Origin of the sequence: Nonomuraea glycinis (assembly GCF_035920485.1) — a bacterium.
GTDB lineage: Bacteria > Actinomycetota > Actinomycetes > Streptosporangiales > Streptosporangiaceae > Nonomuraea > Nonomuraea glycinis.
This window is the reverse complement of record NZ_CP109166.1, coordinates 7,753,153-7,773,690: the sequence shown is the minus strand read 5'-3', so window position 1 is coordinate 7,773,690 and position 20,538 is coordinate 7,753,153. Positions and strand designations below refer to the sequence as shown.

At 72.5% G+C, this 20,538-nt stretch carries 15 protein-coding genes; 7 read left to right on the top strand and 8 right to left on the bottom strand.

Annotated elements, in window-relative coordinates:
- Positions 1-78 precede the first annotated feature (78 nt).
- From OHA68_RS36560 to OHA68_RS36540, 5 genes are read left to right on the top strand one after another with little or no spacing between them, the layout of a single operon-like run.
- Complete coding sequence (locus tag OHA68_RS36560; protein ID WP_327104322.1) at positions 79-7,719, top strand: SDR family NAD(P)-dependent oxidoreductase; 7,641 nt, start codon at positions 79-81, stop codon at positions 7,717-7,719.
- 10 nt (positions 7,720-7,729) lie between these two features.
- Positions 7,730-8,749: a 3-oxoacyl-ACP synthase III family protein gene (locus OHA68_RS36555; RefSeq protein WP_327104321.1), complete on the top strand. Its 1,020-nt coding sequence runs from the start codon at positions 7,730-7,732 to the stop codon at positions 8,747-8,749.
- Positions 8,746-10,494, top strand: coding sequence for a fatty acid CoA ligase family protein (locus OHA68_RS36550; RefSeq protein ID WP_327104320.1), 1,749 nt, complete (start codon positions 8,746-8,748; stop codon positions 10,492-10,494). The genes OHA68_RS36555 and OHA68_RS36550 overlap by 4 nt, the downstream gene beginning before the upstream one ends.
- On the top strand, positions 10,491-11,477 hold the full coding sequence (locus OHA68_RS36545; protein ID WP_327104319.1) for an NAD-dependent epimerase/dehydratase family protein: 987 nt from the start codon (positions 10,491-10,493) through the stop codon (positions 11,475-11,477). Before OHA68_RS36550 ends, OHA68_RS36545 begins: the two co-directional genes overlap by 4 nt.
- Positions 11,474-12,388 (top strand): alpha/beta fold hydrolase, encoded by a 915-nt coding sequence (locus tag OHA68_RS36540; RefSeq protein ID WP_327104318.1) that lies wholly within the window; start codon positions 11,474-11,476, stop codon positions 12,386-12,388. The genes OHA68_RS36545 and OHA68_RS36540 overlap by 4 nt, the downstream gene beginning before the upstream one ends.
- A 47-nt stretch (positions 12,389-12,435) precedes the next feature.
- Here OHA68_RS36540 and OHA68_RS36535 read toward each other — a convergent pair whose 3' ends face one another.
- The 4 genes from OHA68_RS36535 to OHA68_RS36520 form a co-directional block, all read right to left on the bottom strand.
- The gene (locus tag OHA68_RS36535; RefSeq protein WP_327104317.1) at positions 12,436-13,179 is read right to left on the bottom strand and encodes an SDR family oxidoreductase; all 744 of its coding nucleotides are present in this window, start codon (positions 13,177-13,179) and stop codon (positions 12,436-12,438) included.
- Positions 13,180-13,519: 340 nt separating this feature from the next.
- Complete coding sequence (locus tag OHA68_RS36530) at positions 13,520-13,903, bottom strand: VOC family protein (protein WP_327104316.1); 384 nt, start codon at positions 13,901-13,903, stop codon at positions 13,520-13,522.
- Positions 13,890-14,270 (bottom strand): ArsR/SmtB family transcription factor, encoded by a 381-nt coding sequence (locus OHA68_RS36525; protein WP_327104315.1) that lies wholly within the window; start codon positions 14,268-14,270, stop codon positions 13,890-13,892. Before OHA68_RS36525 ends, OHA68_RS36530 begins: the two co-directional genes overlap by 14 nt.
- Positions 14,257-14,727, bottom strand: a complete 471-nt coding sequence (locus OHA68_RS36520) for an SRPBCC domain-containing protein (protein WP_327104314.1) — start codon at positions 14,725-14,727, stop codon at positions 14,257-14,259. Before OHA68_RS36520 ends, OHA68_RS36525 begins: the two co-directional genes overlap by 14 nt.
- A 217-nt stretch (positions 14,728-14,944) precedes the next feature.
- Here OHA68_RS36520 and OHA68_RS36515 point away from each other — a divergent pair, with 217 nt between their 5' ends.
- The gene (locus OHA68_RS36515; protein ID WP_327104313.1) at positions 14,945-15,688 is read left to right on the top strand and encodes a hypothetical protein; all 744 of its coding nucleotides are present in this window, start codon (positions 14,945-14,947) and stop codon (positions 15,686-15,688) included.
- Positions 15,689-15,781: 93 nt separating this feature from the next.
- Here OHA68_RS36515 and OHA68_RS36510 read toward each other — a convergent pair whose 3' ends face one another.
- On the bottom strand, positions 15,782-16,645 hold the full coding sequence (locus OHA68_RS36510) for an NmrA family NAD(P)-binding protein (protein WP_327104312.1): 864 nt from the start codon (positions 16,643-16,645) through the stop codon (positions 15,782-15,784).
- 111 nt (positions 16,646-16,756) lie between these two features.
- On the opposite strand from OHA68_RS36510, the gene OHA68_RS36505 reads away from it, so the two are divergent.
- Positions 16,757-17,161: a winged helix-turn-helix transcriptional regulator gene (locus OHA68_RS36505; protein WP_327104311.1), complete on the top strand. Its 405-nt coding sequence runs from the start codon at positions 16,757-16,759 to the stop codon at positions 17,159-17,161.
- Between the two features lie 15 nt (positions 17,162-17,176).
- Here the strand turns inward: OHA68_RS36505 and OHA68_RS36500 are convergent, their stop codons facing one another.
- The 3 genes from OHA68_RS36500 to OHA68_RS36490 are packed head-to-tail and all read right to left on the bottom strand — an operon-like array spanning position 17,177 to position 20,399.
- On the bottom strand, positions 17,177-17,623 hold the full coding sequence (locus OHA68_RS36500) for a response regulator (protein WP_189144645.1): 447 nt from the start codon (positions 17,621-17,623) through the stop codon (positions 17,177-17,179).
- On the bottom strand, positions 17,620-19,227 hold the full coding sequence (locus OHA68_RS36495; protein ID WP_327104310.1) for a sensor histidine kinase: 1,608 nt from the start codon (positions 19,225-19,227) through the stop codon (positions 17,620-17,622). Before OHA68_RS36495 ends, OHA68_RS36500 begins: the two co-directional genes overlap by 4 nt.
- Entirely contained in the window at positions 19,224-20,399 is a 1,176-nt protein-coding gene (locus OHA68_RS36490; RefSeq protein ID WP_327104309.1) for a PP2C family protein-serine/threonine phosphatase, read from the bottom strand. The genes OHA68_RS36495 and OHA68_RS36490 overlap by 4 nt, the downstream gene beginning before the upstream one ends.
- Positions 20,400-20,538 lie beyond the last annotated feature (139 nt).

Genomic DNA, 20,538 nt, shown 5'->3' with positions numbered 1-20,538 from the left:
GGCGGAACACGAACAGTTGCTATCTAGTCACACACGGCTGTGATGCCATGGGGCACAGGCGACCAGAAGGGTGACGGGATGAGCACGGGCGGTGGCGGAAACGGGCGCGTCTGGCCTCGGCAGGCCGTGGCGGTGGTCGGCGTAGGGTGCAGGCTTCCTGGCGGCATCGAAGACCTCGACGGCCTGTGGCAGGCCTTGCTGCGCGGCGACGACCTGGTCGGCACGGTGCCCCCGGACCGGTTCGAGGCGGAGCTGCACGTCGACGAGACCATCCCGAGGCCGGAAAGGAGTTACACCCGGGCAGGCGGCTTCCTGCGTGACGTCGCCGGCTTCGACGCCGCCTACTTCGGGATCTCCCCCAAGGAGGCCGCCTCGATGGACCCGCAGCAGCGGCTGCTGCTGGAGATGGCCGCCGAGGCGTTCGACGACGCGGGCATCGACCCGGGGCGCCTGGCCGGCAGCGACACGGCGGTGTTCGTCGGCATCTCCGACCCGTCCTACGGGGTGCTCCAGGCGCTGGAACGCGGCTCCATGGGCCCCTACAGCATGTCCGGGATGGCGCTGTCGATCGCCGCCAACCGGCTGTCGCACGTCTTCGACCTGCGCGGGCCGAGCATGAGCATCGACACCGCCTGCTCCTCCTCGCTGCAGGCGGTCGAGCGGGCCTGCCGTTCGCTCGCCGAGGGCTCCAGCCGGGTGGCCGTGGCCGGTGGCGTCAACGTGCTGCTCAGCCCCATGGGCTTCGTCGGTTTCAGCCAGGCGTCGATGCTGTCGCCGACCGGGCGGTGCCGCGCCTTCTCCGCCGACGCCGACGGGTTCGTCCGCGCCGAGGGCGGGGGCGTGATCGTGCTGAAGCAGTTGGCCGACGCGCTCGCCGACGGCGACCGGGTGCACGCGGTGATCGTGGGCGCCGCCGCCAACAACGACGGCCACACCGTCGGGCTGGCCCTGCCCAACACCGACGCGCAGGAGGCGCTGCTGCGGCAGGTGTACCGCGAGGCCGGCATCGGGCCCGACGAGGTGGTGTACGTGGAAGCGCACGGCACCGGCACCCAGGCGGGCGATCCGGCCGAATGCCGGGCGCTGGGCCGCGCGCTCGGCACCGGCCGCTCGATCGGCGCGCTGCCGATCGGCTCGGTCAAGACGAACGTGGGGCATCTGGAGCCGGCCTCCGGCATGCCAGGGCTGTTCAAGGCGCTGCTGGTGCTCCGGCACCGGACGATCCCGGCGTCGTTGCACGCGGCCTCGCTCAACCCCGCCATCGACTTCGACGGCCTCGGGCTGAGCGTCGTCACCCGGCCGCGACCGCTGCCGGAGACGGGTGGGCGGGCGGTGGTGGGGGTGAACTCCTTCGGCTTCGGCGGCGCGAACGTCCACATAGCCCTGGCCGCCCCGCCCGGGTCAGCGGTCTCCGGGGCCGGTGACGAGGAGGTCGAGCGGGTCGCCGCGCACCCGGCCGTCCAGGAAGCCGTCCAAGAGGGAGTCCAGGAGGCCGAATCCGGTGGGCCGCTCCCCTTCGTGGTGTCGGCGCGCAGCGCGGGAGCGCTCGCCGAGGCCGTCGAACGGACCGCCGGTCACCTGGCGTCGATCGCCGAGCGGGACTTCTACGACGCCGCCTACACCGCGACCCGCCGGCGCGCCCTCCACCGGCATCGCGCCGTGGTGCTCGCCGGCTCCGCGGCCGAGGCGGCCCGCGCCCTGTCCCACCTCGGCGCCGTCACCCCGGACGCCGCGCCCACCCCCGAGCCCCTCGATGTGCCCAAGGCGGTGGTCGGGGAGGTGGTGGAACTGGGGCGGGTGGCCCTGGTGTTCTGCGGCAACGGGTCGCAGTGGGCTGGGATGGGGGCGGATCTGCTGGCCGACGCGACGTTCCGGGCGGCCGTCGAAGCGGTGGACGCCGAGCTGACACCCCGCCTGGGCTGGTCCGTTCTGGAAGAGCTGATGGTGCCGGCGGAGCGGTGGCGGCTGTCGGCGACCGAGATCGCGCAGCCCCTGCTGTTCGCCGTACAGGTCGGGCTGGTGGAGATGCTCCTGGCGGCGGGCGTGCGGCCGGGGGCGGTGCTGGGGCACAGCGTGGGTGAGGTGGCCGCCGCGTACGCCTGCGGGGCGCTGTCGCTCGGTCAGGCGGCGCGGGTGGTCGCCGAGCGCGGTCTGGCACAGGCCACGACGCGCGGGCAGGGCCGGATGGCCGCGGTCGGGCTGTCGGAGACGGCGGCCAGGCAGCTCCTGGCCGACTATCCGCAGGTGGAGGTCGCCGCGGTGAACTCCGACCGGGACGTCACCGTCGCCGGGCCGCAGGAGACGCTGAAGCAGCTGGGCGAGGACCTGGCCGGGCGGGCCGTGTTCTTCCGCGAACTGGACGTGGACTACCCCTTCCACAGCGCCGCCATGGACCCCCTGCGCGAGCCCCTGTGCGCGGCGCTGGCGGACCTGCGTCCGGCGCGGGCGCGGATCCCCATGGTGTCGACCGTGACAGGGGAAGTGCTGGAGGGCGATGAACTGGACACGGCGTACTGGTGGCAGAACCTGCGCCGGCCGGTGCGGTTCGCGGCGGCGCTGCAGCGGGTGCTCGCCGACGGGTGCGACGTGCTGGTGGAGGTGGGCCCGCATCCGGTGCTGCAGACGTACCTACGCCGTGTCTCGGGCGCGGCCCGCGTCCGCACGGCGGTCGTCCCCACCCTGCGGCGCGCGGCGGTCGCGTCCGCGCTTGGGCACGTGGAGCCCGGTGTGGCTCAGGTGCGTGCGGCGGTGGCTCGGCTTGTCGCGGTCGGGGTGGAGATCGACTGGGCGCGCTACTTTCCGCGGCGGGGTGTGGTGCGGGAGCTGCCGGCCTATCCGTGGCAGCGGCAGCGGCACTGGGCGGGTGGCCCGCTGTCCTGGGAGCACGTGATCGGTGACCCGGTGATCCAGCACCCGCTGCTGGGCCGGCGGCTGCCGACGCTCGAACCCTCCTGGCACGGGGAGATCGACCAGGCGCGGGTGCCCTGGGTCACCGACCATCGGGCGGGCGGGGCCGCGGTGATGCCCGCGACCGGGTACGTGGAGATGGCCCTGGCCGCCGGCCGGCTGGCGTCGCCGGAGGCCGGACCGGCGGTGGAGGTGGACCAGATCGGGATCAGCCGTGCGCTGGTGGTGCCGGGGCCGAGCGCGGAGACGGTGTTCGTACAGACGTCGCTGTCGGAGACGGGCACGATCACAGTGGCCAGCGTGTCGCCGCGAGGGCAGGGCGCGCGGGAGCATTTCCGGGCCCGGGTGCGGCCGCTGCTGCGCCAGGCTCCGCCGCCGCTGGACGTGGCCGGGCTGCGGGCCCGCGTCAGCGATCCGGTGGACGTGCCCGGCTACTACGCGCGGGCGGCCGAGGGGCGCATGGTGTGGGGCCCGAGGTTCCGGGTGCTGACGGAGCTGTGGGCGGGCCAGGGTGAGATGCTGGGCGCGTACGTCTGCCCGGATCAGCGGGACGAGCGTTACCAGGCGCATCCGGTGGTCCTGGACAGCGCGCTGCAGGCGGGGGTGCTGTGGCTGGTGGACGCGCTGCGCTCGGGGACCGGGTACATGCCGGCGGCGATCAGGGCGGTCCGGCTGTGGGGCAGGCCCGATCCGGAGGGATTCGTACATGTTCGTGAGCGTTCTAGCCAGGCTGAGGAAGTGTGCTGGGACATCACGGTGGCCGGCGCGGACGGCCGGGTGGCGGCCGAGATGGAGGGCGTCAGGCTGCGCCGGATGCCCGGCGTCCACGCCACCCAGGTCAGCCGCTACCACGTGGAGCTGCGAGCCGCGCCCCGGCCCGGCGAACCAGCCGCCCCCTGGCCGGCGCCCAGCCCTGAGCGGCTCCTCGCCGGCGCGTCCGACCGGCTCGCCGACGTGCGGGCGCGCTGGCGAGAGCTCGGCCATCCCGCGTACGCGGCCCGGCTGGAAGAGACCTTCGCCCGTACGCTGCACGCCGCGCTGGTGGAGTTGACCGGCGGCGTCACGCCCGGCCTCGCCGTCGACACCCTGCTGGCCACCGGCCAGAAGCCGCACCACCGGCGGATGCTCCAGGCAGCCCTCCCCCTGCTGGAACGGCACGGCCTCCTGGAACGCCTGGACGAGCAGCACGTACGACTGACCCCACCGACCCGGCCGGACGAGGGACACGGCGAGGTGCGAGAGCGGGCGTACGGTGAGTTGGTTCGTGGGGGGACTTCGTTCGTGGCGCAGACCGCGCTGGCGGTGCGGGGTGGGCTGCATCTGCGCGAGTTGCTGCGTGGGGAGCGGTCCGCGGCCGATGTGCTCGGGGCCGGGGGCGGCGCGGAGCTGCTGGAGCAGTTCCACGACATCGGGCCGGTCAGCCTGTTCGGTAACCGGATCGCGCGGGCGCTCGTGGAGCAGGTCGTCCGGGCGTGGCCCGCCGACCGGCCGCTGCGGATCCTGGAGGTCGGCGCGGGAACGGGTGGCACCACCGCCGCGCTGCTGCCGGTCCTGCCCGCCGACCGCACCCGATACACGGTGACCGACGCCGCCGAACCGGCGCTGGCCCGGCTGCGGCAGCGCCTGGCCGGGGTGGACTTCGTCGACTACGCCCTGCTCGACCTGGACGACGGCATCGGGGAGCTGGGCGGGTACGACCTGGTGGTGGCGGCCGGCTGCCTGCATCTGGCCCGCGACCTGACCGCCGCCCTGCGCGGGCTCGCCGCGCTCCTCGCGCCCGGTGGCAAGCTGCTCGTCGCCGAGCCGCACTGGGTGGAGCCGCTGCTGCCGTTCCTGGGGCTGATGCCCGACTTCTGGGACTTCGACGACCTCACGGTACGCCCGGACTCACCGCTGTTGTCCCGGGAGAGGTGGCCGGAGCTGCTGTCCACGGCCGGCTACACCGACATCGTCCAAGCGGGCCCCGAGGATGACCCCGCCTTCTCGGTGATGCTGGCCACGGCCCCTGACGGCGCGCTCCTCGACCTCGGCTCGACGCGAGCCGAGCAGGTGCTGCCTAACGCGGCGATCCCCCGGCCGCTGCTGCCGGATGTCGCGGCCGGTGAGGTGTGGATCGTCGCCGACGAGGACGACCGGGACGGCCTCGCCGCCACCCTGGGGTCGGTGCTGGAACGGCGCGGCGCCCACGTGCGCCTGTCGCCGCTCGGCGACGATCCCACCGGCTGGGCCGCCATGGTGCCCGCCTCCGCCCGAGCCGTGACGTTCGCGCTCGTCCTGGGTGACGCGGCCGAAGGCGAGGAGGCCGAGGGGGTCGTCGAGCAGATCACCCGGCGGGCCGCGGCGCTGCGCGCCATCACGCTGGCCTGCGAGGAGCTTCCCCAGGACCTGCGGGTCGCGCTGTGGCTGGTGAGCCGTCCGTGCGGGGCGCTGCCCGAGCCGGGGACGGCCGGCGTGCCCGTCCACCCGCAGGACGCCGCCACCTGGGGGACGACGCGCACGCTGGGCAACGAGCAGCCCCGCCTCGACATCCGGCGCGTGTGCCTGCACCGCACCGGTGACGCCGCGCACGACGCGACCCGGCTGGCCGCCGAGCTGCTGTCGCCGGGTGAGGAGGACGAGATCCTCCTCACCCGGCAGGGACGCTTCACACCACGTCTGGTCAAGACGGACGAGCACACGGTCCCCGCGTCCGTGGACACCGCCTACCGGCTCACCGTGCGCGACCCGGGCCTGTCGTACGGCCTGGCCTGGGAGCGGACGGAGCCGCCCGCGCCGGGGCCGGGCCAGGCGCTGGTCGAGGTGCGGGCGATCGGGCTGAATTACCGCGACGTGATGCGCGCGGTCAACCTGCTGCCGTCCGAGGCCGTCGAAGCCGTCTTCGGCGGTCACGAGCTGGGGCTGGAGTGCGCCGGGACCGTCACCGCCGTCGGGCCGGGCGTCACCGCGTTCCGGCCCGGCGACCGGGTGGCGGCGGCCGGGCCTGTCGGGTTCGGCAGCCACGCGCTGATCGAGGAGTGGGTGACCATGCCCGTCCCCGACGGCGTCACCTTCGAACAGGCCGCCACCCTGCCCATGGCGTTCGCCACCGTGTTCCACTCCCTGCACCACTGCGCGCGGATCAAGGCGGGCGAGACCGTCCTGGTGCACGGCGGCGCGGGCGGTGTCGGCCTGGCCGCGCTGGAGTACGCGCGGTTCGCCGGCGCCCGGGTGATCGCCACGGCCGGCACCCCCGCAAAACGCGACCTGCTGCGCGCCCTCGGGGCCGCCCACGTGCTGGACTCACGCAGCCTCCGCTTCGCCGAGCAGATCAGGGACCTGACCGGGGGGCAGGGCGTGGACATCGTGCTCAACTCGCTGGCCGGCGAGGCCATCACCCGCAGCCTGGAATGCCTGCGGCACGGCGGCCGGTTCATCGAGCTGGGCAAACGCGACATCTATGAGAGCAGACACCTGCCGCTGCGCCCCTTCGGCGACAACATCGCGTTCTTCGGCGTGGACATCGGCACCCTGATGTGGAAGAACCCGGCCCAGATCGCCGAGCAGGCACAGCCCCTCGCCCAGGCCGTGGCTCACCTCCCCGTCCTGCCGCACACGGTCTACCCGGCCGAGCGGGTCGCCGACGCCTTCGCGCTGATGCGGCACTCCCGGCACGTCGGCAAGGTCGTCGTCTCGCTCGACCCGCGCGACGAGCCGGTCATGGTACGGACCCGCCCCGCCCGGCCGCACCCGAGCCCCGACGGCACGTACCTGGTCACCGGTGGCCTGACGGGGTTCGGCGCGGCCACGGCCCGCCACCTGGCCCGCGCCGGGGTCCGGCGGCTGGCGCTGGTCGGCCGCCGGGGCGCCGGCACGCCCGAGGCCCCCGCGCTGCTGGAGGAGCTCAAGGCGCTGGGCGCGGAGGCGCGGGCGTACGCCGCCGACGTCGCCGACCGCGCCGCCATGCGCGCGATCCTGCGCGAGCTCGGCGAGAGCGGCCACCCGGTGCGCGGCGTCGTGCACGCCGCCATGCACCTCGACGACGCCGCACTGGTCGACCTGTCCGACGACCGGATCCGGGCGGTCCTGCGCCCCAAGGTGGCCGGCGCGCTGGTCCTGGACGAGCTCACCAGGGACCTGCCTCTGGAGGCGTTCGTGCTGTACTCGTCGCTGACCACGATCGGCAACATCAGCCAGTCGCCGTACGTGTCCGCGAACCTGTTCCTGGAGGCGCTGGCCCGCAGGCGGCGGGCGCAGGGCCGGCCCGCGCTCGCGGTCGGCCTCGGCGCGCTCGCCGAGACCGGGGTCCTGGCGGGCAGCACGCAGGCCCAGGCGCTGGCCCGGCTCGGCATCGAGTCGATGGCCCCCGGCCGGGCGCTGGCCGCCGTGGACGACCTGCTCGGCGAGCGGGCCGACGTGGCGATGGTGGGCCGCTGCGACTGGGCCCGGCTCCGGCGGATGCTTCCCGGCCTGCGCCGGCCGTGGCTGTCGGCGGTGCTCCCGCCGGGCGCGGACCAGAGCATCGGCACCACCGACCTGCTGCCGATGCTGGCGGCGATGACCGGCGAGGAGGCGCACGCGTACATCGTCGGGCAGATCACCGCGCTGCTGTCCACCGTCCTGCTCATCCCCGCCGACGAGCTCGCCCCAGACCGGCGGCTCGACGAGTACGGCCTGGACTCGCTGATGGCCACCGAGCTGCTGCTGTCCATGCGGCACCAGTTCAACGTGGACATCCCGCCCATGGAGCTGATCCGTGGCGCCGGGACGGTCGCCGACATCGCTTCGACGGTGCTCCTCCACCTCGGGCTGCAGACCGCGCACCAGGCCTCCTAAGGAGATCGCCATGAGCACGATCCATACCCGGCTGGCCGGGGTGGCCGCCCATCTGCCCGAGACGACGATGACCACGGCGGAGCTGGAGGACCGGCTCGCCGCGCGCAACCCCGGCCTGGAGCTGCCCAGGGGCGTCATCCACAACGGCAGCGGGGTGCGCCGCAGGCACCTCGCCGCGCCGCACGAGAAGCCCTCGGACCTGGCCGTCCACGCCGCCCGCCGGCTGCTGGCCGAGCACGACCTGCGCGCGCACGACCTCGACCTGATCGTGTTCGCCGGGGTGTCGGTCGACCTCATCGAGCCCGCCACCGCCCACATCGTGGCGGCGAAGCTCGGCGCGAGCTGCCCGGTGTTCGACGTGCGCAACGCCTGCAACAGTGTGCTGAACGCGATCGAGGTGGCCGACGCGTTCATCGCCGCGGGCCGCTACCGGCGGATCCTGATCTGCTGCGGCGAACTGCCCTCCGCCTTCATGCCGTGGACGCTCCCCAGCGCGGAGGAGTTCTTCACCGTCGGCGCGGCGTACACGGTGTCCGACGCCGGGGCCGCGCTGCTGCTGGAGGCCGCGTCGACGCCGGGGGTGCTCGGTCACCGGTTCGCCGCCCACTCCCCCGGCTGGGACGCGGCGGTGGTGCCGCTGCTGAACATGACCAGCGATCCGGCGGCGGACTGGCCGGCCCTCCGGCCGCTCACCGTGGACGGGTTCAAGCTGGCGCGCGGCATCGAGGGGACCGACCACGGCGTCTTCCTCAAGCCGCTCGGCGAGCTCGGCCTGACCTGGGACGATTTCGCGGCCATCTGCGTGCACCAGGCGTCGCTGCCCGCGCTGTGGAAGTTCTGCGACCACGTCGGGATCCCGCAGGGCAAGGTCGTCGTCACCATCGCCCGGCACGGCAACCTCGTCGCGGCCACGCTGCCCGTCCAGCTAGCCGAGGCGGTCGCGGCCGGGCGGGTGCGGCGTGGTGACCTGGTCGCGCTGGTGGGCCTGGCCAGCGGGTTCAGCGCCGGCATCGTCGTGGTGCGGTGGTGACGCCGGTGCCGCCCGACACCGTCCCGCCGGTCAGCGAGCTCCTCACCCGGGCCGAACGCTGGGTCCTCGACCGGCCCGGCGCCGTCGCCTGCCAGGTCGGCGGCCGGCGCCCCGAGGCCGTCAGCTACGCGGAGACGGCCCGCGCGGTGCGGGAGACCACGGCCGCCCTGGCCCATGCCGGGGTACGGCACGGCACGCGGACCGTGGTGCTGGTGTTCCCGGGCGTGGAGCTCGGGGTGCTGGCGCTGTCGCTGCTGCGGCTGGGCGCGGTGCCGGTGATGGTCGATCCGGGCCTGCCGTACGCCGCCGTCCGGCGCTGCCTGGACCGGGCCGCCCCCGAGGTCTTCATCGGCGTCCCGCGCGCCCAGCTGGCCCGGCTGGCCCTGGGCTGGGGCCGGCGCAGCAGCCGCGTCACGATCACGGTCGGCCCGCGCCGCCTGTGGCCGGGCCGGACCCTCGCCTCCTTACGGTCCGCGGCGAACCGACAACCCAGCCACCCCCAGGAAACCACCGCAGCGAACCCGCCGCCGTCAGCCTCTTCCGCGCCGCCGTCGGCCGGTTCGGCGCCGCACTCTGCCGGCTCGGCGCTGTCCGGTGAGGTGGTGCGGGGGCGGAGGCCCGCGCCGGACGATCTGGCGTTGATCGCCTACACGTCCGGCTCCACCGGGCCGCCCAAAGGGGTGCCGCTGCGGCACCGGCAGCTGACCGCGCAGCTCGACCTGCTCAGCGGGCTTGAGGCCGTCCGGCCAGGCACGCCCGTGCTGTCCACGTTCATCCCGTTCGCCCTGGGCGCGGCGGCGCTCGGCGCGACCGCCGTGCTCCCGGACCTGGACCCGAGGCGCCCGATCCGGGCCAGCCCGGCGGCCCTGGTCGCCGACGTCCAGCGGTACGGCGTGACGAGCGTGTTCGCCGCCCCCGCCCTGCTGGACCGGCTGGCCCGGCACTGCGTCGCGCGGGGCGTGGTGCTCGGCACGGTGGAGAGCGTGCTGGTCGCGGGCGCGCCGTTGCCGCTGCCGACACTTCAACGGGTGCGCGCCTGCCTGCCCGCCGGCGCGCGGGTGCTGTCGGTGTACGGCGCCACCGAGTGCCTGCCGGTCGCCGCCATCGAGGGCCGCGGCCTGGCCGCCGGGCACACGGCGTCCCCGGGGACGGGCACCTGCCTGGGCCTGCCGGTGCCGGGCGCCGAGGTCCGCGTCATCGGCGTCACCGACGGCCCGATCGGGCGGTGGAGCGACGACCTGCCCGTGCCGCCCGGCGTGGTCGGGGAGATCGTCGTCGCCTCCCCCGCCGTCAGCGACCCCTACCTCGACGATCCCGAGGCCACCGCGCTGGCCCGGATCCACGACGGGGACCGGGTCTGGCACCGCATGGGCGATCTCGGCCACCTGGACGAGCAGGGGCGGCTCTGGTTCGCCGGCCGTAAGTCCGAACGGGTCCGTACCCGCGACGGCGACCTGTGCACCGACCACGTCGAGTCCCTGCTGGCCGGGCTGCCGGGGGTGCGCCGTACCGCGCTGGTGGGCGTCGGCCCGGTCGGCGCTCAGCGTCCCGTGCTGGTGGTGGAGCGGGAGCCGGGCGCCCGGCGCGCCCGCGTGCGCGCCGCCGTCCTCGAAGCGGCCGGTACGGACCTGCGGGCCGTGCTGTTCCACCGCGGCTTCCCGGTGGACGCCCGGCACAACAGCAAGATCCGCCGAGGCGTGCTCGCCGCCTGGGCCGCCCGGCGGTTGCGCGGGGGGTGGCGATGAAGGTCCTGGTGACGGGCGGCGGCGGCTTCCTCGGCCTGGCCGTGTGCCGCCTCCTGGCCGCCCGCGGCGACACCGTGCACACCCTGCACCGCCATTACCACCCCGAGTTGGGCGCGCTCGGCATCGTCCAGCATCTGGCCGACATCCGGGACCGAACGGCGGTGCGGGACGCGGTCAGCGGCTGCGAGGCCGTCGTGCACTGCGCCGCCAAGGCCGGCTCGCACGGCCCGGACCGCGAATTCCAGGAGATCAACGTGTACGGCACCCGCAACGTGCTGGACGCCTGCGCGCGCACCGGCGCACGGCTGGTCCACACCTCCTCCCCCAGCGTGGTGCACGCCGGGGAAGATCTGGAGGGAGTGGACGAATCCATCCCCTACCCCCGGCACTTCCCGGCGGCCTACCCACGCACCAAGGCCCTGGCCGAAAGGCAGGTCCTGGCCGCCGCCGTGCCCGCCGTCGCGCTGCGCCCGCATCTCGTCTGGGGCCCCGGCGACCCGCACTTCCTGCCGAGGTTCGCGGCCAACCGGCACCGGCTGTGGCTGCTGGGCGGCGTCGACAAGACCATCGACACCGTCTACGTCGACAACGCCGCCGAGGCCCACGTGCTGGCCCTGGACCGGCTGCACGCGGGCTCGCCGCTGTGCGGCCGGGCGTACTTCATCACCCAGGGGGAGCCGTGCGGGTTCGGCGTCTGGGTCAACGCGTTGCTGAACGCGGCCGGGCTGCCGCCGGTGCGCCGCCGGCTGCCGGTCCGCCCGGCGCGGCTGGCGGCCGGGCTCCTGGAGCGCGGCTACGGCCTGGCCCAGGCCATGGGGCTGCGCGGCGAGCCGCCGCTGACCAGGTTCCTGGTGGAGCAGGCGTCCACCGCGCACTGGTTCGACATCTCCGCAGCCCGCCGCGACCTGGGCTACCGGCCGCGCGTCAGCATGGCCGAGGGCCTGGCCCGCCTCACCGCCCACCTCTCGGAGGCCGCCCGGTGACCCCGTTCCCCGGCTATCCCTTCACCTCTCACTGGTACGACCACCCCACCGGCCTGCGCCAGCACTACCTGGACGAGGGGACGGGCGCGCCGGTGCTGTTCCTGCACGGCAACCCCTCGTGGAGTTATCTGTGGCGGCGGCCGATCCTGGCGCTGCGGGACCGCTACCGGTGCCTCGCCCCGGACCACATCGGCATGGGCCTGTCGGACAAGCCCGCCGCCGACCGCTACCGGCACACCCTCGCCTCGCGGGTCGACGACCTCGACGCCCTGACCACCCACCTCATCGAGGACCGAGGCGTCCCCGACCACGGCTGGACGCTGGTCATGCACGACTGGGGCGGGCCGATCGGCATGGCGTGGGCCGGCCGTCACCCCGACCGCGTCGCCCGCCTGGTCGTTCTCAACACCGCCGCCTTCCCGAACCCGCACGGCGAGCGCGTCCGTCCCGAACTGCGACTGCCGCTCTGGCTGCTGCGCCGCACCCCGCTAGGGGCCCGGCTGTTCCTGCGGCACAACGCCTTCGCCCGCGGGGCCACCTGGCGGCCGCTCGGCGTGCGCCGCCGCATGCCCGCCGCCGTGCGCGCGGCGTTCCTGGCCCCGTACGCCCGGCCCGAGCACCGGCTCGCCATCCAGCTCTTCGTGCACGACATCCCGCTGACCCCGCAGGACCCGGCCTGGCCGATCCTGCGGGACACGGGCCGGGCGCTGGACCTGTTCGCCGATCGGCCGGTGCTCATCGGGTGGGGGCTGCGCGATCCGGTCTTCGACCGGGCCATGCTCGCCGAGTGGCGCCGCCGCCTGCCGCGGGCCCGTACCCACGTCTACCGCCGCGCGGGCCACTACGTGCTGGAGGACGTCCACGAGCACCTCGTCCCGGCGATCTGCGACTTCCTCTGGGACACCGCCTGAGCCCTCAACCGCCCATGACCCCTTCAGCACCTCGGCGGGTGCCGTCGTCAGCGACTCAGCCAATCCTCCAGGCGGAGCGCACCCAGGCGGGCGTCGTCTCCCATGGGGACGATGGTGTGCTCCGCCAGTTTCCCGCCGAAGTAGGTCGCCTCGGGGTCGCCGATCACCTCGCGTGGATCCCGCCATGCGCGCAGGGCCGTCCGTACGCATTCGTCGAAGGGCATCCGGCGCGGGCCGGCCACCTCCACAGTGCCGTTGAGCGGCGGCCCGGCGGCGACCTCGGACACCGCGTGGGCGACGTCCTCGGCGGCGATGGGCTGGAACGGCGCGGCCGGCACCTGGACCGTGTCCCCCTCGGTGGCGCCGTCGGCGATGCTCTTGATGAATTCGAAGAACTGCGTCGCGCGGACGATCGAGTAAGGGATCGAGGATTCCTTGATCAGCTTCTCCTGCGCTACCTTCGCGCGGAAGTAGCCGTTCTCGGGCGAGCGCTCGATGCCCACGATGGAGAGCGCGACATGGTGCCGCACGCCCGCCTCCGCCTCCGCCGCGAGGAGGTTGCGGGTCGAGGTGGTGAAGAACTCCAGCACCGCCGTGTCCTCGAACGACGGCGAGTTCGACACGTCGACGACCACCTGGGCGTTCGCGAGCGCGTCGGCCAATCCCTCCCCGGTGAGGGTGTTCACCCCCGAGCGGGGCGAGGCCGGCACCACCTCGTGTCCTTGCCCGCGAAGCTCGTCCACCACCTTCGTGCCGATGAGCCCGCTGCCCCCGATGACCACGATCCGCATCTCGTCTCCTTCGGTGGTTCTCGGTTGTCAGGACGGCCGCGCGGCTCGCAGCGGTGTGGTCAGCTGCCCAGGGCCGCCTTCAGTGTCGCGATGGCCTGGTGGGTGGCGGCCACCCAACCCCGTACGTCGCCGACCTCGGCCGGCCCTGTCTCCTCCCTCATGAGGAACCAGTTGGGGTGACATACCCGCAGCATCTGGTCCTTAGTGCCACGTCAGGCAACGTTTGCCATGTCGACGACGGCGCGTAGGCGCCGGTCGCCGGCGTGGCGGTTCCGCCAGATGATGTAGCGGCGGATCATATTGCCCTGTTCTTTGTGGCTGGCGTGATCGGCTGGGCAGCTCAGCCGGATTCTGCGAGCAGGTGAACCACTCCGGCCGGGTTCTTGATCCAGTGGGTTCTGGATTCAAGGTTGTGCAGTGGTTCCACCTCGTCGCACGGGTGGATGCCGGTGCCGGCCAGTGTGGCCGCCGCCGCGTCCAGGTCATCGGTATGGAGCTGCAACCACAGGTCGGGCTGGCTGTAGTTGTCGACGCAGTCCAGCCACAGCGTGTTAGGACCGAACTGCACCGAATGAGTTCTTGAGACGGTCGGGGCGTAGGAAACGTCCTCCTCTTCGACGGCGAAGCCCAAGGTGTCGCGGTAGAAGGCCACGGTGGCCTCGTACTGCGCCTTGGGGATCTTCATGGCGATGTTCAGGCCGGCGGTGAACTCAGGTCGGTTCATTGCTAGGTGGCTCCTTGGCCGGGTGTCGGATGGCGGTGGCGTCCAGTGCGCGTTCCAGCGCGGTCAGCCGGTCATCCCACCTGTTGGCGAGCGTGGCCAGCCAAACCTGGGCCGCGCGGATGGGAGCTGGTTCCAACCGGTAGGGGTGGCGGCGGCCGACCGGTTGACCGGAGCTGATCAGGCCCGCTTCAGCGAGCTGATCGAGGTGCTTGGCCACTGCCTGTCGGCTGATCGGCAGGCGCCGCGCCAGATCAGTGACCGTTGCGGGTCCGGCGCGGGCGAGCTCGTCCAGCAGCGCACGCCGGGTCGGATCGGTGAGCGCCGCGAACACCGCGACGGCCTGCTCCTGTGAATCAGGCGGCCGCATCGAGGTAGGTCTCCAGGTCGCCGAGTTCTGCGGCCCATCCCTGGCTGTTGGCCTGGTGGGCGGACCGGGCAAGGTGGTCGGCGGCTTGGGTGAACCCACTCTCCACCAGACGCAGCCGGGTCCCATCCGCTACGGGTTCCAGGGTGAAGGTCACCAGCGTTCGGGGTGGGTCGTCCTCCGGCCAGCCCTCGATTGGCCATCTGAACGCCAGACAGTGTGGTGGATCGACGATCGTGATCGTGGCGACGGATTCTTCGTCGAGGTCCTCCCAGCGGAAGTACGCTCGGCCGCCGGGCCGCAGATCGATCTCAGCTACCGAGCCGAACCATTGCGACAACCCTTCGGCGGTGGTCAGCGCGGCCCACACCCGCTCGACGGGGTGCCGCAGCACCGTCTCACGTTCGATCCTGTCCGAAACCACACCCACACTCCTTCGCAACCCTTGAGTTGCCATCATGATGGCAATCTAATGGTTGCGATGAGCCACCGCAAACCCGGCACGGGGCCACAGCGCCTTGACGCCGCGGCCCAGGCGCCGGGAAAGTCGCGGCCTGCCGCGCCGGCGACGCACGTTGGGGTACCCCTTTGGTATGAAGAGATCGCGTTTGACCGTCATCGCGCTGCTCGCGTCGTTGTGCGCCTGCGGTCAGTCTGGTGCTGGTCCGGTACCCCCTGTGGCCGGGACCGAGACGATCGTGTTGCCGCGGGCCGATCAGCCCCAAGCGCATCGGCCCACCCTGGAGCGGCTCAAGCGAGAGGCGGCGTCGTCGGGCCGACCCCTGGAGGAGGTCGTCAAGCGGTACGCGACCCGGGTGGCCGCTACCTCGTCGCCCAAACCGACGGACTTCGAGGGTTACGACCCTGCGGTGACCGACCCGGACGTGGTGATCGACGGCATTCCCTACGCCGAGCTGGTCGACCTCGGGACCATCGCCAAATCGGAGGGCATCTCCTACGAGGAGGCCATCGACCGCTTCGGCTCACAGTCGTCCAACGGCCGGGTGATCGACAAACTCAATGCGGAGTTCCCTGACGAGATCTCCGGCGTCAGATACGTCGACGACCAGCGGGGGCTGCGCGTCGGTTTCAGGGGCCCCATCCCGGCTCGCGCGATCGAGCTGGCCAGGACCCTCCCCATGGAGGTCACCCTGATCGGCGGCAAGGGATTCTCGACCTCGGAGCTTCGGCGGGCCCAGGACACGGTCCTCTCCTGGCTCCGATCCCATCCTGAGGTGGCCACGATGATGGCGCACCCAGATGACGAGACCGGCCAAGTCAAGGTCACAGTTCAGCCGAAGGTGATGCCGGACGATGCCGAGGAGTTCAAGCGTGGGCTTCAGCTCCCGCAGCTGGACAATCCGCACATCACCGTCGAGGTCACGCTCTCCGCCGAATCGATAGCCGTTCGGCTGCAGTGAAGGCCACCGAAGCCTCCGGCGCGCACACGGCCCGCACTCAAGCTCGACGACGACCTGGCCGAGCACTGGACGACGCGCTGTGACCGCGGGGCGTCAGCTCTGGCGCAGGGCGGCCGCGATCGCTTCGGACAGTGTGGTGGTGGGGCGGCCGATGAGACGGCCCAGGTCGCCCGAGTCGGTGAACAGCTCGCCCCGGCCGAGCCCCTGGTCGGCGTCGGCCAGGACCTCGGCGTAGCCCTTCGGCAGGCCCACGGAAGTGAGCAGCTCCGCGAACCGCTGGGCCGGCATGTCGGTGTAGGTGATCTCACGGCCCGAGGCGACGCCGATCTGGGCGGCCAGCTCGGCGAGGGTGAACGCCTCGTCGCCGCCGAGCTCGTACACCGCGCCGGCGTGACCCTCGGTGGCCAGCACGGCGGCGGCCGCCTCGGCGTAGTCGGCCAGCGACGCGGCGCTCACCCGGCCGTCATCGGCGCTGCCCGCGACGCCGCCCTGCTCCAGGTAGCCGGCCAGGCCGGAGGTGTAGTTCTCCAGGTACCAGCTGTTGCGCAGGAAGGTGAACGGGATGCCGCTGTCGCGCAGGTACTGCTCGGTCTCGCGGTGCTCGACGGCGAGCTTGACCCCGGAGGTGTCGGCGCGGGTGATGCTGGTGTAGGCCACCAGGGAGACGCCCGCCGCGCGGGCGGCGTCGATCGCCGCGCGATGGCCGGCGAAGCGCTGTCCGACGGCGTTGGTGGAGACGAGCAGCAGCTTGTCCCCGCCGGCGAAGGCGGCGGCGAGCCTGTCGGGCTCATCGAAATCGGCCTGCCGTACGGTCACGCCACGGTCGGCCAGATCGTTGATCTTCTTGATGTCCCGGCCGGTGGCGATGATCTCCGACGGGGCGACTCCCCGCTCCAGCAGCGCCTCGACGACGAGACGGCCGAGCCGGCCGGTGGCTCCGGTGACGACCAGTGACATGCGTACTCCTCAGCGTTCGAACGAGAGGCGTGTTTCGCCCCCTGGCACCGAACAGTAGATGGGCGTACTCTCTGAAGGGAAGTAGCCACTACCGAGTAAGGTACATACCTGATGGGAAGTGTCCAGGTGGACAAGCTGCCGTGGGATCCGTACGCGCACAAATGCCCCTCGCGGGAGTTGCTCGACCGCATCGGGGACAAGTGGACCGTGCTCGTGCTCAGCGCCCTCGGGGAGACTCAGCCTCAGCGGTTCTCGGCGCTGCGCAGGAAGCTCACCGGGGTCAGCGAGAAGATGCTCACGCAGACGCTGCGCAGCCTCGAACGTGACGGGCTGATCCATCGCACCGTGTTCGCCACCGTGCCGCCCCGCGTCGAATACGGGCTCACCCCGCTCGGCGAGACTTTGCGCCCCGTACTGGGGGCGCTCAAGGAGTGGTCGGCCGCGCACATGGCCGACGTCCTGGCCGGCCGGGCCGCCTACGACGCCGCCAAGGAAGACGCGCCCGCGAGCGTGTGACCCCGGGCCCGTACGTCAGGTGTGGGTACGGCCGGGAAGGCGCACGACGGTGACGAAGAACTCGTCGATCTGCCGGATGACCGACATGAACTGGTCCAGATCGACGGGCTTGGTCACGTACGCGTTCGCGAAGAGCTTGTAGCTGCGCAGAATGTCCTCCTCGGCGGAGGAGGTGGTGAGAATCACGACGGGAATGGCCCGCAGCTCCGGATCGCCCTTGATCTTCTCCAGCACCTGCCGGCCGTCGTACTTGGGCAGGTTGAGGTCGAGCAGGATGAGATCGGGCCGCGGCTTGTCGGCGTGCTGGCCCCGCTGGTAGAGGAAGTCGAGCGCCTCCAGGCCGTCGTGGGCGACGTGGAGGGTGTTACCGATCTTGTTGTCCTCGAACGCCTCCCGCGTGATGAGCTCGTCGCCGGGGTCGTCCTCGACGAGGAGCACTTCGATGGGCTGGCCGATGGTCATGAGCTGGATCCTCTCGTACTACTGGTCGCGGCCGCGATGCGGGTCTCTGCCGACGGTGTGTCCGTGCGGAGGGTGAAGCAGATCCGGGCGCCGTCGCCGCCGTGGGAGGTGTCGAGCCAGATGTGCCCGCCGTGGTTCTCCACGATCTTCTTGCACATGGCCAGCCCGATGCCCGTGCCGCTGTAGGCCTCACGGCTGTGCAGGCGCTGGAAGATGACGAAGATCTTGTCGGCGAACTCGGGCTCGACGCCGATGCCGTTGTCCATCACGCAGAAGCGCCACTCCTTCTCCTGCACCTGCTCGCACTCGACCCGGATGACCGGCGGACGGTCCGGGTGGCGGAACTTGATGGCGTTGCCGATGAGGTTCTGCCAGAGCAGGGACAGCAGGGTGGGGTCGCCGACGATCGGGGGCAGTGCGTCGGGCCGCTCGACGACCGCGCCGGTCTCCTCCAAGGTGGCCGCGAGGTTCTGCAGCGCCTTGTCGAGCTTGAGCTCCAGGTTGACGGGCCTGCGGGCGTCGTAGAGGCGGCCCACCCGCGAGTAGCTGAGCAGGTCGTTGATCAGCCCCTGCATCCGGGTGGCGCCGTCGACGGCGAAGTGGATGTACTGGGCGCCGCGCTCGTCGAGCACGTCGCCGTAGCGCTTGGCCAGGAGCTGGCAGAAGGTGGCGATCTTGCGCAGGGGTTCCTGCAGGTCATGGGAGGCGACGTAGGCGAACTGCTCGAGCTCGGCGTTGGAGCGGCGCAGCTCGACCGCCTGCGCGTCGAGGTCGGCGGCCTGGCTGCTCAGCATGGCCTCGTGCTCGCGCGAGGACTCCAGCGCCGCGACGATCCTGGTGCGCATCGCCTCCACGTCCAGGGCCACCTCGCGGATGTCGGCGGGGCCGTGCGCGGGGATGTGGTGGTTGAAGTCGCCCGCGGCCACGTGCCGGGAGGCCACGCGCAGCTCGTCCAGAGGCCGGCCGACGGCCCGGCGGAGCAGCACGGCGATGGCGACGCCGAAGATCAGGAAGAAGATCGGCATCGCGATGAACGCCCAGTTGCGCAGGTTGTGCACCGCGGCCAGCTCGGTCCGGGCGTCGTCCCGCGCCTTGGACAGCCGGTCGTTCTGGGCCGCCAGCAGGGCGCGGACCTGGTCGAAGGCGGGCTTGCCGCTCTCCGCCCGCACCGCGCTGATCTCCTTGCCCGCCTGTTTGTCGGCGATGAGGGGCTCGGCGTACTCCTTGCGCCACGCCGCCGCCGCGTCGCGGATCTCGTGCAGGCCCTTGACGAGGTCCGGCCGGTCGCGCAGCAGTCCCTCGATCAGCTCGTACTGCCGCCGCTCCGCGACGACGCCGCTGGCGTAGGGCTCCAGGAACTGGCGGTTGTCGGTGAGCAGGTAACCGCGCACGCCCGTCTCCTGGTCGACCAGGACCGTCTGGAGCTCTGTGCCCTCGATGCGCGCGGGCGAGAGGCGGTCGGTCAGGTGGTCGGAGAGCCGGTTGGTGCGCTCCAGCATCACCGCGCCCACCACGGTGCAGATCCCGACGACGATCGTGATGGCGGCGATCATCACCACGAACCAGTTCTGCACCGTCAGCCGCCGCCAGCCTCTCCCTGTCATGGTTCCTCTCTCCAGCGAAGATGGACGACGGCCACGTCGTCGGCGGAGGCGTTGGAGGCGGTGGCCTCCTCGGCGCCGGCGATCAGCGCGTCCACGAACTCCTCCCCACCAAGGTGCGCGCACCGGCGGGCCACGTCCAGCAGGCCCCGCTCCCCCAGCCACCGGGGCTCGGCGCCGGGCAACCGGCGCTCGAACAGCCCATCGGTGAAAAGGGTGAGCCCGCCGCCTTCGGGCAACTCGATCACGCCCTCGTGCCAGTCGGCCTCGATGGGCAGCCCCAGCGCGGGGCCGTGTCCCACCTCGGCCCAGGACAGCTCGTCACCGGAGTGCACCAGCAGCCCCGGATGGCCGGCCCGCCACACCCGCACCGTGCGCTGGTCCGGCTCCAGCATGAGGGTGGACACGGTCGTGAAGACCTCGGAGTCACCCCGTTCGGCCCGCAGGATGCGCTCGAGCCGGCGCAGCAGCGCCACACCGGTCAGCCCGCTGAGCACCAGCGTCCGCCAGGCGATCCGCAGGCACACGCCCAGCGCCGCCTCGTCCGGCCCGTGGCCGCAGACGTCGCCGATCACCGCGTGCACGACCTTGTCGTCGGCCTCGACGACGTCGAAGAAGTCGCCGCCGAGCGTGCCCGAGACCCGGCTGGCCCGATAGCGGGTCGCCACGTCGATCGGCATGTGCTGCAGCAGCGGCGTCGGCAGCAGGCCACGCTCCAGGCGGGCGTTCTCCTTGGCGCGCACCCGTTCGGTCTGCAGCGCGACCGCCGCCTGCTCGGCCTGCTTGCGCTGGATCGCGTAGCGCAGCGCCCGGCCCAGCCACTCGCCTTCGACCTGGCCCTTGATCAGATAGTCCTGCGCGCCCGCGGCCACCGCGGCGAGCCCCGCCCGCTCTTCTGACCGGCCGGTCAGCACCACGACGGCGGCGTCATCGCTGGCCTCGCGCATCACCGTCAGCGCGGACAGGTCGTTCGCGTCGGGCAGGCCCAGGTCCAGGAGCACGCACTGCACCGGGTGACCGGCCAGCACCCGCCGCGCCTCGTCCAGGGAGCGCGCCCACTCCAGGCGCACCGCCACGGCGCTGTCCTCCAGGAGCTCCCGTACGATCAGCGCGTCCTCGGGGTCGTCCTCCACCAGCAGGACGAGCGGAAGCGCACGCGGATCTTCGTAGGCCATGTCGGCACCGCCATCCCTTCTTGACAGCGCCGAGCGCTGGTCGTCCGTCATCCGTAAACGGACAGTGCACAGGAGATGCTCACCAGAGACGAACCTAAAAGCCCAACCCATAACTATCTGGACACAGCATACGGTGATT